The sequence below is a fragment of the Acidothermus cellulolyticus 11B genome (genome assembly GCF_000015025.1).
Taxonomy (GTDB): domain Bacteria; phylum Actinomycetota; class Actinomycetes; order Acidothermales; family Acidothermaceae; genus Acidothermus; species Acidothermus cellulolyticus.
The window spans coordinates 2,231,921-2,244,182 of the sequence record NC_008578.1 but is presented as its reverse complement, the minus strand read 5'-3'; the positions used below and the strand labels follow the sequence as shown (position 1 = coordinate 2,244,182).

Annotated in this window: 6 protein-coding genes; 5 read left to right on the top strand and 1 reads right to left on the bottom strand. The window is 62.8% G+C overall.

Annotated features, from left to right (window positions below; all coding sequences use genetic code 11):
• Together tmk and ACEL_RS10170 are read left to right on the top strand one after the other, a co-directional pair.
• Window positions 1-2,097: a dTMP kinase gene (gene tmk, locus ACEL_RS10175; RefSeq protein ID WP_202943361.1), complete on the top strand. Its 2,097-nt coding sequence runs from the start codon at window positions 1-3 to the stop codon at window positions 2,095-2,097.
• Window positions 2,094-3,422 (top strand): DNA polymerase III subunit delta', encoded by a 1,329-nt coding sequence (locus tag ACEL_RS10170; RefSeq protein ID WP_011720805.1) that lies wholly within the window; start codon window positions 2,094-2,096, stop codon window positions 3,420-3,422. Before tmk ends, ACEL_RS10170 begins: the two co-directional genes overlap by 4 nt.
• Before the next feature lie 33 nt (window positions 3,423-3,455).
• On the opposite strand, the gene ACEL_RS10165 is transcribed toward ACEL_RS10170, so the two are convergent.
• Window positions 3,456-3,914 (bottom strand): PPOX class F420-dependent oxidoreductase, encoded by a 459-nt coding sequence (locus tag ACEL_RS10165; RefSeq protein ID WP_011720804.1) that lies wholly within the window; start codon window positions 3,912-3,914, stop codon window positions 3,456-3,458.
• A gap of 1,462 nt (window positions 3,915-5,376) precedes the next feature.
• Between ACEL_RS10165 and ACEL_RS10160 the strand changes: the two genes are divergently transcribed.
• From ACEL_RS10160 to drmB, 3 genes are read left to right on the top strand one after another with little or no spacing between them, the layout of a single operon-like run.
• Window positions 5,377-6,981 (top strand): hypothetical protein, encoded by a 1,605-nt coding sequence (locus tag ACEL_RS10160; RefSeq protein ID WP_148204611.1) that lies wholly within the window; start codon window positions 5,377-5,379, stop codon window positions 6,979-6,981.
• Complete coding sequence (locus tag ACEL_RS10155; protein WP_011720801.1) at window positions 6,978-10,466, top strand: helicase-related protein; 3,489 nt, start codon at window positions 6,978-6,980, stop codon at window positions 10,464-10,466. The genes ACEL_RS10160 and ACEL_RS10155 overlap by 4 nt, the downstream gene beginning before the upstream one ends.
• A complete protein-coding gene (gene drmB, locus ACEL_RS12985; RefSeq protein WP_011720800.1) occupies window positions 10,460-12,262 on the top strand; it encodes a DUF1998 domain-containing protein in 1,803 nt (600 codons plus the stop codon). Before ACEL_RS10155 ends, drmB begins: the two co-directional genes overlap by 7 nt.

Genomic DNA, 12,262 nt, shown 5'->3' with positions numbered 1-12,262 from the left:
GTGGACAACACGGCTCGTCTCGGGTCTGCGGTGAATGCCGTCGGTACGTCGGATTTGCGCGGCGTGCTGCGGATTCCGTCGTTCCGCAAACTCTGGACCGCGCTCGCGGTGTCGAGTTTCGGCGACTGGCTGGGCTTTCTCGGCCAGACGGCGCTGGCCGCCAGCTTGGCCAGCGGGCACACGTATCTGGCGCAGAATTTCTCGGTCGGGACGGTGGTCTTCGTCCGGTTGTTGCCCGCGGTGACCCTCGCGCCGTTGGCCGGAGCATTGGCTGACCGCTTGGATCGCCGGCTCACCATGGTGATCGCCGACATCGGACGGTTCGCGCTCTACGCGTCGATCCCGATCGTGCACACGCTCTGGTGGCTCTTTGTCGCGACTTTCCTCATTGAGACGTTGAGCCTGTTCTGGATTCCGGCGAAGGAAGCGACGGTCCCGAATCTGGTGCCTCGTGAGCGCATGGGCGACGCCGGCTCGCTGAATCTCCTCGGCGCCTATGGCACGGCCCCGATCGCCGCGGCGGTTTTCGCACTGCTCAGCCTGCTCACCGGCGTCCTTGCCCGTTGGATTCCGTTGTTCACGACGAATCGTGTCGACCTCGCCCTGTATTTCGATGCGGTGACGTTCCTCGTCTCGGCGGCGACGATTTTCAGCCTGCGGGAAATTTCCACGCACGGGGGACGGCGGCGGACCGCCGACGGCGTCGTCACGCATCCGTCGGTGTTCCGGTCAATCGTCGACGGGTGGCGGTTCATGGGCCAAACACCGGTGGTGCGCGGCCTTGCGGTCGGAATGCTCGGTGCGTTCGGCGCGGCCGGGGTCGTCATCGGTGTCGCCACGATTTACGTGCGGGATCTCGGCGGCGGGGGAGCCGGGTACGGCATGTTGTTCGGGGCGGTTTTTCTCGGGTTGGCCATTGGCATGTTCACCGGTCCGCGGGTGCTGCGCGGATTCTCCCGGCGTCGGCTCTTCGGGTTGAGCATCGCCGCAGCGGGAGTGATTCTCGCGGCGACCGCGCTGGTCCATAATCTGGTGCTTGTTGTTTTCGGTGCGCTGCTGCTCGGCTGTTGCGCCGGCATTGCCTGGGTCACCGGGTACACCTTGCTCGGCTTGGAAGTTGAGGACGCCACACGCGGCCGCACCTGGGCGACGTTGCAGTCGCTCATGCAGGTGGACATTCTTCTGATGGTTGCGGCGGGACCGTTTCTCTCTGGCGGCATCGGCACGCACGTTCTGCGCATCGGCGACGTCACGTTCCCGGTCAACGGCTCGGCGATGACGCTGCTCTTCGCAGGCATTGGTGCACTGGTCGTCGGCCTCGTCGCCTATCGGCAGATGGATGACCGCGACGTGCCGTTGTGGCGTGATTTCATCGATGCCGTTTTCGGCTGGCACCCGTTGACCGGGCGGGGTGTCGCCACCGGTTTCTTCGTCGCGTTCGAAGGCGGCGAAGGGGCGGGCAAATCGACACAGGTGGAATTGCTGGCCCGCTATCTTGCCGATCGCGGATACGAGGTCGTGGTGAGCCGCGAACCCGGCGGGACGCCGCTCGGTCATCGGCTTCGCGAGATTCTCCTCGACCCCCGGGAACCGGCTCCCTCCCCGCGCGCCGAAGCGTTGCTGTACGCCGCCGATCGGGCGGAGCACGTCGCGAAGGTGATTCGGCCGGCGTTGGCGCGCGGTGCGATTGTCATCAGCGACCGGTACGTCGATTCATCCCTTGCCTATCAGGGCGGCGGGCGGGATTTATCGCCGCGCGACGTCGAGCAGCTGTCGCGGTTCGCGACGTCTGGTCTGCGCCCGGATCTCACCGTGCTGTTGGATGTTCCGCCGGATGAGGGATTGGCCCGCACGGGACGGCGGGACCGCGCACCCGATCGTCTGCAAGCTGAGGACGCGGCTTTTCACGAGCGGGTGCGGAACGTGTTTCGGCAGCGTGCCGAAGCCGATCCGGAACGGTACCTTGTCATCGACGCCCGGTTGTCCGCTGCGGACATTCATCGGCTCGTCGTTCAGCGGATCCTGCCCGTCTTGCCGTTTCCCCCGAAACGAGCTCCGCGCGACCCGCTGCCGTCAACCGCCGGAGGGACGCCGTGAGCCGCGGTGTTTTCGGGGAAATTATCGGGCAGCAGCAGGTGGTCGAGACGCTGCGTGCGGTCGCGGCGGCGGCCCGCGCGTCGGGGGCCGGGATGACGCATGCGTGGCTGTTCGTCGGCCCGCCGGGTTCGGGACGGAGCGTGGCCGCTCGGGCGTTCGCGGCTGCCCTGCAGTGCCGGGCGGCTGAGCCGGGTTGCGGCGAGTGCACCGACTGCCGGACGGTTCTCGCCGGAACCCACCCGGATGTGACGATCGTCCGGCCGCAGGGTCTCTCCCTTGGGGTTGCCGAGGCGCGTGAGCTGGTCGCCCGCGCCGCGTTGGCCCCGGCGAATGCCCGCTGGCAGGTGGTCGTGCTCGAGGACGCCGACCGGTTGACCGAGGGCGCGGCGAACGTGCTCTTGAAGGCAATCGAAGAGCCGGCACCCCGGACGGTGTGGTTGCTGTGCGTTCCCGCGCCGCACGATCTGGTGCCGACGATCCGGTCCCGCTGCCGGCTGGTGACCCTTCGCACTCCGCCGGTTGCCGCGGTCGCGGAGCTGCTGATTCGGCGGAACGGCGTCGCCGCCGACACCGCGGAACTGGCGGCCCGGGCGGCGGGTGCGCATATCGGCCGCGCGCTGCGGCTGGCGACCGACGCGCGGGCGCGGGCCCGGCGATCGGCGGTGTTGGAGGCGGCGGCCCGGTTGGCGGGTCCGATCGATCTCGGCGGGTGCTTGCGCGTCGCCGCCGACCTGGTTGACGCCGCGACGAGCGAAGCGACCACGGAGACGGAAGCGCTCGATCAGGCCGAGACCGCTGCCCTGCGGGAAGCGCTCGGCGAGGGTGGGACGGCGTCCGGCGACCGGCGGCGGGTCGCGTCGGGCGTGCTGCGAGGTAGTTCCGCTGCACTCCGCGAGCTCGAGGCGCGGCAAAAATCCCGGGCCAGCCGGGCCCAGCGGGATGCGCTGGACCGAACCCTCATGGATTTGGCCGGGTTCTTCCGCGACGTGCTGCTGGTTCAACTGGGAGTGGCCGCGGAGACGGTGTCCGGGGTTGCCGAGGCGGTCCCCGGGGTTGCCGAAGGGGTCTCCGGGGCCGGGGCTGCCGGGGCGGTCCCCGGGGTTGCCGCGCGATCCCGTCCGTGGGTGATGAACGCCGACGTCCTCGATCGAATCCGCGACGTTGCCGCCCGGTCGACTCCCGAAATGACCCTGCACCGGATCGACGCGATCATGGAGTGCCGGGCGGCCCTGGCGGCGAACGCCAATCCGCTGCTGGCGTTCGAGGCGTTGGCCATTCAGATCAGCGGCCTGGCGGCTGGCAACGTGAGGCAGGCCGCCGAGTAGGCCGGCTCCCACTCGTGCCGGGCCGGGCTGTGCTCACCGACGAAGCAGGCCGTATGTGCGACGAATGTGGATGCGCAGGACGAGCCGTTTCTCGGCCACCATCGCTGTCCGGAATTCCGACCAATCCGGGTGATCCTCGCCGCGGATCGAGCGGTAGATCTCGGCGAGTTCGTCGACGGTCGGGTCATCGGGCTGCGCGGCAACCGGCGAGAGTTCCGCAATTCCCTCGGCAGCAAGCCAGGTCCAGCCGTCCGGGCCGTCGACGTGCAGCACCGCGCGAGGGTCCTGTCGAAGGTTGCGCACCTTGACCCGATCATCGGTAACCGAGATCCGGATGATCGGCTGGTCGGCGTCCACGTGATAGAGGACGTTGGAGATGTGCGGCCATCCGTTGGGCCGAAGAGTGACGAGGTGCCCGAGGCGACGGCCGGAAAGGAAAGCGATGTGATCGGCGGGCAGCTTGCCGTGCGGCTCGTCTCGGGTCGTGGTCATCGGTTCTCAGGGTACGCCGGCGTGGGTGACGGACCCCCGCTCCGTCGTGTTGCCGGTCCTCTACCCAACTGCTACCACTCGTGACATTTCGGGCAGTGGCATCGGTCTTCGCTGCGTTGAGAATCATGGCACCTTCGCCACGGATTTGGTGTGTATGTGGTGCCACGTGTGTAGATACACTTCGCGTTCTTCACCCTGCCCTGCTCGACGATCACGCTCCGGCGATATGGGTCGTTGCGACGCATTGATGTCGGCTGCTGGAGGCGTCTAGGTATCCGAGTGCCATCCTCCACCGGGTTAGCGCTTACGCTCTGGTGATCCGTCTGACCAGATTTCCAGCGTGGAGTCGTCCCGCGGTAATCGTCCTGTCCAGGCCAGCGTTCCTGGGTTAGCAGGCACTCCGCTACGTGCGTCGATTCGAAGCTACGGTGATCGGCTCTCTTCCACCATTTTCCGCCGAAAGGCGTGCGCACGTCCGCCGTAGCGCGTATGGTACGTCCGAAAGCCATCTCCGTGTGCGCTTGGCATACAAGGTGATCTGCGTGTTGCAACGACGAGCCCGCGCAGAAGCGGAGGTACTACCCGCAGGTCTGCGCCACCTGCATTGCTTGGCTCAGGCACTTACCTGTCTTGAGACCGCATCGGCCCGGAACTTGCGGGTGATCATAACGGTTCCAACCCCGCAACTTGCCGGAGTTGTTGTCACGCTCGGTGCCACACTCGTCAACCGATTATGTCGGGATTGCCCACATACGCGCCTTGAAGTTGGGGCGAGGGTGACCGGTTGGTTAAGCGGCGAATTTATCGATGCTTCGCTGGATCGTATGAGTGACGAGGAACTGATGTTCGCGGGCGTACATTTCCGCGGGGATCGGGGCAGTGTGCACCGGCTGCCGGAGGGATTCCCAGAGCGATCCCGATGGCGCCTTCCCGACGAATTGCGGAGGGAAGTAGCGGAGGCGCTGAAATGTAACCCGGAAATTGCCGGTCAGCGACTATCCGCGTCGGCCGCCCATCCAGTGGTTGTTGTCGGCGAATGGTCTACATTTCTTAAGGACGTTGACCTACTTGCGAAGGCGAGCCCCGTGTTACATGTGCGAGGCCGTATGCACAGCGGCAGGCTAGAGGAGTGGTTCCGCCACCCCGTCCTGACGGAGCGGACTATCCCGCAGCCGGAGAGAATACCCTGGGCGCGCGAGCTGCAGCCACGATTAATTCTTTTCACTGGTTCAGCGGCATGGGCCCGCAGCTCACGGAGCGTTTGGCCAAACGTGCCAATAATCCTGCTGTTGTCGAGGCGCTCTCCAGCAGCATCCAGAGTCGCCAGTGTGATATCTGTCTCTGGTTGGCCTGCGCCAAGAAATCTGCCACCAACACTCGTGTCATTGCTGAAGCCAACCGCGGGACTTGAAATCTTTTGCCGGATAGAGCCAGAAACCACCTGCGACGAAGAAGATATGTGGTGAGCGAGCTACAGGCATTATTCGAGATGTGGCATTGCGCGGAGTCACCGGCTGTCGTTGTGACCCGCGTCTCTTGGCCGGAACTCGCGCGCGTGCTTCAAGTGGCAAAGGCATTTCGACCCCATGTCGAGACGTCCACAATAGCTGGTAAAGTGCTTCGCGGAGTGTTCGATGCGCGAAAGGTGCTCACGTGCACCCCTTTGTGGCCAGCACACGAGCTTACTGGCATTGGGTTCCTAATTAAAGACTTGGAGCAATTTCTTGTCGACAGGCCCGGCCACACACTGTGGCAAAGTGCAGCATCGCTTACGGAGGCTTTGCGCGAACTGTTTGCTACTCAATCACCGGTGGCATCGGCGCTCGGGGAGCTTCTGTCGGAGTATGGTGCAGCACTAGATGGCACTCCCGAGGCGGTCTTAGCAGTGCCTCGTCCGGAGTGGATGGATCCCATACAGGACTGGCTTGCCGCCGAAGAGTTTGACTGTGTCGACGTCGCTATAGCGTCTGACCTGCGAACCCGGTCCGACATACGACGCGTCTGCATTATCCTTGGCCATCCGGCGATTGCGTTTGCTTCGCCGTTCCGCGGCCAGGATGTTATCCTCCGGGAATACGGGTGGCTCCTGACAGCGCCGGCAGCGACAAAGGTCCGCGTTGTGCTGACGGTCGATGCGCCGACGCTACCAGCCGATGATATCTGGTTGCTCCCCTCGGAGGCGCATCCGCAACTATCCGTGTGCGACGACGGTCCAGCACAGCCCATAGAGAGCTCGCGCGACTGGGCTTGCGCGGTAGAAACCCCTTCTTCGGTGCGTCGAATCTCACGCCTACAGGCTCCCTCGAGCGTCGGCGAGACGATGGCGGTCGAGATCCAACTCAGGTCCGGACACGCGATCTTCTTCCATAACGAACTTGGTCCACGGCCGTATGTCGTAAGCGTAGACGATGAGGCCGGCGCGGTTATCTTATTACCCTGCCCAGTCCAAGCAATCGAACGTGGCGACGTGCTCGCTGTGCGCTGCGCTACGGCTCCCCATATGCAGATTGTCGTGCGCGCCAATGAGTGGTTGAGTCGTTCTGGCTGGACGCTTAAGAAGATCGAACGGGTATCTGGATACCCGGACCAAATCAGAAAAGCTCTGCGTCGCGCGCTTGACCGCGAAGGTCACGACACACTGTGGCGCCAGCTGACCGACATACTCGGCGATGGCGAGTACGCGCGTACGTTGCTTCGCAGTCCCCTCGACGAGTCTTACATCGCTCCACGGCGTTCTACGGCGTTTGAAGCCCTGACAAAGGTCATTGGAGTTGAGCATCTGGCCGCACACTTCGACGACCTGGTCAGGATTCGCATCGCCCGCCAGCAAGCCGGCGAGGAGATTCGGCGCGATTTGCTCGAGTGCTTGAAAGATCGACGCTGGGCGAGCGATGTAGATCGCAACGGATGGGCCGTACTGGACGTTAGCGACCTCGGTACGCTCCTACTCGCTATGGTGACAGCTCGCATTGAAGAGCCGGTTCCGGTTCCTCTGAGCTGCCTCGGCGCTTTGTTTGACGATCATGGCTGCCGTGTGACCACGTTGTCGAGGAAGGTGGGCGCATGACACCAGAACAGACCCGCGATGCGATTATCGATGCGCTCCGCCGAGACCTGGTCGGCCCGCTTGTCGACAAGTCCGGTATATATCCTGGGGCTACGGCCAAGCGCATTGAGCGCGGATATTCCATGGTCGGACGGTTGGGTCGGGATCGACTCTTCGTTGCCGACGACGGCGAGGAAATCCTCTTGGCCTCGCCGACATCCCGATACATCATCGGTGTTCTGTACCCGATGGAGCTTGACCTTAGCGAAGAACACATACTCGACGCTGAGCAGGCGCCGGTTAGACCAGACGAAGCCGATGAAGATCTAGATACGGATCCAGGAAATTCCATTCCCGAACCATTCGCGACACGAGGAGGCGAGTCCGGCCACGGAATGGCCGAGGATGATGTTGTACTCGAAAATTTGCCGAGGGACCGCCCTGGTCGTCCGTCGTCACTCGGTGTGTCCTTCGTAATACGTGACACGACGCCGTTACTGACCTTGCGAGTGACAGGTGCGCGCTACGAACCATTCCCGTATACAACAGCCAACGGTCAGCCGGGCACAGCCTGGCACCGCGTACCCATCGACCGAACGGTACCGTTCTCGCTACAGGTCGAGCAGCCAGAATTTTGGGGAAAGACGCTGATCGACGTCGATCCGCTAAATCTCGAAATAGGTGTCCGCGCAAGGAAATCTTCCGACGGAAAGCGAGTTGTCACCTGTTATCTGGCAAACCGCACCCCGCGGAATGGAGCAGCCTTGGCTGAGCGTGTGCTATTCGCTTCACAGCTTGCAGTTGCCGTCCCAGAAGGTCTCCTGTGTGATTACCCGGAACGAGACTCGGATACAACGGCGGAGGCCGCCAGCCTGCGGCTCTTATATAGGGATTCACCCATTCGTGCCGTCGGACACGGAGTTGACGCCGTAGTGCACCGAGTCAAAGGTGAGGACATTGTGCGCACGGAAGCCTTGCCGGTTGCGGCAGTCTCTGGGACGACACCCGACATCGAAGATGAGGACGGCCCACTCGCCGTCGACATGGATGGGCTTGGACGCTGGGAAGTATCGGCTGTCGCCACCGTCGAGCGGCTGATTCGCAGCTACCGTGATTGGATCACCTCAATCGAGGAGCAGGCTGCACGTCTCACCGGCACGGCAGGAGCGACTGCACAGAAGCATGTGCAGGTATGTCGTTCCTTTGCCGACGCCATTGAAGAAGGATGGGAAACCGTCAAAACCAATAGCATAGCACGTCAGTGCCTAGAGTGGGCTTCGGTGGCAATGGCGCAGCAGCGCCGCAGCTATGCGGCGGCTACGCGACATGTCACCTTGGTCGGTGACCAGGTTCAGGTTGACGGCGCCGAGCCGACAACGGGTCCTGCTAAATGGCGACCGTTCCAGTTGGCATTCTTACTCGCGAACCTCTGCCCGGTGATTAATCCCCGGCATCCGCGCCGTGGTGTTGTGGACGTCATATGGATGCCTACCGGCGGTGGGAAGACTGAAGCGTACTTGGGACTTGCAGCCTTTGCAATGTTGTACCGACGCCGCGCCCAATCGAATGCAGGCGGCACCACCGTCCTCATGCGCTACACGCTGCGCCTACTTACGGCTCAGCAGCTACAACGAGCTGCGTCGCTCATATGCGCGCTGGAGACGTTGCGGTTAAAGAACCGTGAACTACTTGGCAACGATCGGTTTTCGATTGGTGTCTGGCTTGGCCAAGCCAGCACCCCAAACCGGCGTGAAGATGCGCTTAAGGCGCTTGAGCAAACTGTGAAGGATGCAAAAGCTCGTCGTGATGCCAGGCCGTTTCTACTTTCCCGGTGTCCAGCGTGCGCCACCGAGATCGGGCGTGTCGTCGAGGGACGGGTGTTGGGGTATGACGTGCAGCACTTGGAGAACAGTTACCGGGTGCGGGCATCGTGCGAGAATCCTGTTTGTGCCTTTCACCTTGCTCGCAGTGGCGGTCGTGGTCTGCCGGTCTACGAAGTCGATGAAGATATCTACAAAAAACCACCGGCGTTTTTAATTGCGACCGTGGACAAGTTCGCCCAGCTGGCGTGGAAAGAAGACGCCCGTGTCATCTTTGGCATCGATCGACAGGGCCGGCGGGTAAGACCTTCACCCACTCTGATCATCCAAGACGAGCTGCATCTGATTTCCGGGCCGCTGGGTAGCTTAGTGGCTCTCTATGAGTCCGCTCTGCACGCACTCTGCTGTCACGATAAGGGTGAGTCGCCTCACGTCGTCGCCGCGACGGCAACAACCCGGGCGTACGCCCGACAGGCGGAAGCGCTCTACAATTGCCCAGCCGATCAGGTCCGGCTAGTCCCACCGCCGGGCCTGAGTATCGACGACCGCTTCTTTACCCGACGCGACGACCGTATACCGCCGCGCAAGTTCGTCGGCGTCTGTGCCACGGGTGTGAACAGTTTCCCTCGGACACAGATGCGCGTAATCGCCAGCCTCGCGCATGCAGCTGCGGCGATTGAACAGTGCGGAGCTAGCGTAGACCCCTACTGGACGAATCTCGTGTTTTTTGGCTCCTTGCGGGACCTCGGTCACGCGAAGGCACTTCTTGCTACCGACCTTCGTGGTTACGCGTGGCGATTGGTGTCGGCGACAGGGGTCCGTACTGGGCCGGTTAAGAAGGGTAAGCAAAGGCTCGCGATTCGTACGCTAGAGGACATTGAGCTTACCAGCGCGTCGAGTAACGCGGCGAGCGAGGCACTGGAACGCCTTGCACGTCGCCGTTGGGAGCGCGGTACGGTTGATCTGGCGTTGGCGACCAGCGTCATTGAGGTCGGCCTTGATATTGACCGACTCGGACTATTGACGATCGTGCGGCAGCCTAAGACCTCAGCCCAGTACATCCAGGTTGCGGGCCGAGTCGGCCGTGATCCGACAAATGCGCCCGGTCTCGTGGTTGTGCTTCTCAACCCGTTGACAGGCCGTGACATGAGCCACTATGAGCGGTTTACCTCGGTGCACGAGCGACTCTACGGGTCAGTGGAGCCTGCGAGTGTTACACCTTTTACGGACGCTGCGCTAGCAAGGGGCTTGCGCAGTACGATAGCCGCGGTTGTACGTCAGATCCGTTCAACTGACTTTAAAGACGTCGTGGAAGCGGATGTTCCGCTCGTCGAGGCCGCCGCGGCCGCGATCCGTGACCGGGCAGGGGCTCTTGTCGGTAAAGCTGTCGGTGAGCGTATTGAAGCCCTCACACGAGCCGCAGTGACCGAGCTACGGGCCGCGATCAACGAAAAAATGCCTTGGGGTACAGCCGGACGCCACGGCGCGCAGTTTCTGCGTGCGCTGGAGGATCCTGCGCCGCCTGATAAAGCCAGTTGGGCGGTGCTGACCTCACTGCGCAACGTCGATGCCTACGCGGCGGTAAGCATCGATGAGGACTGGCTACCGCCTGATCCCTGCGCAAGGAGGAGCGTGATGCACCGACAGGACTCTGCTACCGACGTAGATGAGGAGGATGCATGGTGAGTCGCTCTGTGACGCCTCTCCGGCGGGCGCATGTCATCGCCCCGTTTGGTCCCGGCGCGCTGCTGCTGACCCGCGACCGGGTCAGCGCGGTGGTCTGTGCGCCAGCGACGTGGCTGAAGTCGTTACCGAAGCGCCCTTCTGGATCTGTCCCCGTGCTTGATGAGTTGACCATCAATGACACGAACCTGCAGGCGGCAACGGGCGTTGCGCGCTTCGTCATGCCGTGGCCGTCCGGTAGTAACCCAAAGAAAGATCGCGATTGGCTACTGCCCGCGGCGCGCTTTCCGCTTGTCGAAGCATGTTCGAATCCTAAGTGCTTTCGGCTGATTTACCGCAGTCCTGCGGATGCTAGCCCAGGACGGTGCAACGCGTGTACGCCGCCGAGCTCTAAACGACGCTCGTGGCCGACATTCCAGACTGCGCTGGTACTCGCTTGCCCAGCTGGTCATCTCGACGACATCGACTGGGTCGGCTGGCTGCACGCTCTACCCGGCTCATCCTGTCGCGCTCCGGACGTGCGCTACCGTGTGTCCGATGTAGCTGATCGTCCGTATCTAAATTGCGAAAGTTGCAGCCGAAGCGCGCAGTTCGATCCAAATACCACCTTCAGGTGCACCGGCGCCCGCCCATGGCTGCCACACTCCGAGCCGGAGACGTGTACACATTGTGCTCGCCCGCTGGAACGAACGTCGACGGCTGCGTACTATGCATGGCAACTGTCAAGTCTCACCATACCGCTGGCCGACGCAGACAACCCGGCTCTACTCCACGCTCTGACGGAGAATGCAACGCTGCGGACGTTGAGTCGACTAACTCGTAGGACTGAGGTCATCGAGAAGATCGTGGAGACTGCCGAACGCTTGGGCATCCATACCGATGCTGCTGAGGTGACACGCCATCTCAAGGCTATACAGAGTGGTCGGGTCAGTGTACCTCGACACGTCCAAGAATTGCGTACTCGAGAATTAAATGCGCTGTTGTCATCTGACCATCCACGACGGATTACGGCAAGGCTGCCGGACCTTATTGTCGAACCACAGGATATTGGCAAATTCCAGCACAGCCGCCTCGGCCGTTGCCTTGCGGCGGTCAGTCTGGTTCCGAGGCTGCGCGAGACGCGGGTTTGTGTGGGATTCTGCCGTGTCGAGCCAATAGCGCCGGACCCGGAGATAGGCTACGCGCAGCTCTGGGGAAAGCCGCGTCCAAAGGATTTCGCTAAGGACTCGCCAGACGACTGGTTGCCGGGATACCAGGTTTTCGGCGAGGGCATACTGCTTCTCCTTGAGCCAGTCGCAGTGGCAAGGTGGGCGGGTCGCGTGGCCGGTGACAGCCGCTTGGCGGCCGCTGCGCGGGCCGCACCCCCAGGACCTGAATCGCAGCGGTTGAGGTGGCTGCTTGCTCACACGTTAGCCCATCTTGTGATGCGGGCCGCCGCGCCGCACGCAGGATACCCGCTTCCATCACTTCGGGAACGGATATTCGCGGTGGACGAGCGCACTGGGTTTCTCGTTTATACCGCTTCCGGAGACCTGCACGGCACCCTCGGTGGCCTAGTCGAGTTGGGCACACCGGGCCAGCTTAGCGACATCCTCGAAGCTGCGGTCGACGCAGCGTCATGGTGCGCCACGGACCCGGTGTGCGGAGAGGATGCGCCCGGACCTCGCGGAAGTGGTTCCGCTCCAGGGGCGTGTCACCACTGTCTGCTGGTGCCCGAGACCTCCTGTGAGGCGTTCAATCGTGGCCTCGATCGAGCCGTGCTCAACGGGCACGACGACATTCCGGGGTTTCTCGGGTAG

Excerpts from the sequence above, each read along its gene's own strand:
- ACEL_RS10155 (WP_011720801.1), top strand. The coding sequence starts at position 6,978 with ATGACACCAGAACAGACCCGCGATGCGATTATCGATGCGCTCCGCCGA.
- drmB (WP_011720800.1), top strand. The coding sequence starts at position 10,460 with ATGGTGAGTCGCTCTGTGACGCCTCTCCGGCGGGCGCATGTCATCGCC.
- ACEL_RS10165 (WP_011720804.1), bottom strand. The coding sequence starts at position 3,914 with ATGACCACGACCCGAGACGAGCCGCACGGCAAGCTGCCCGCCGATCAC.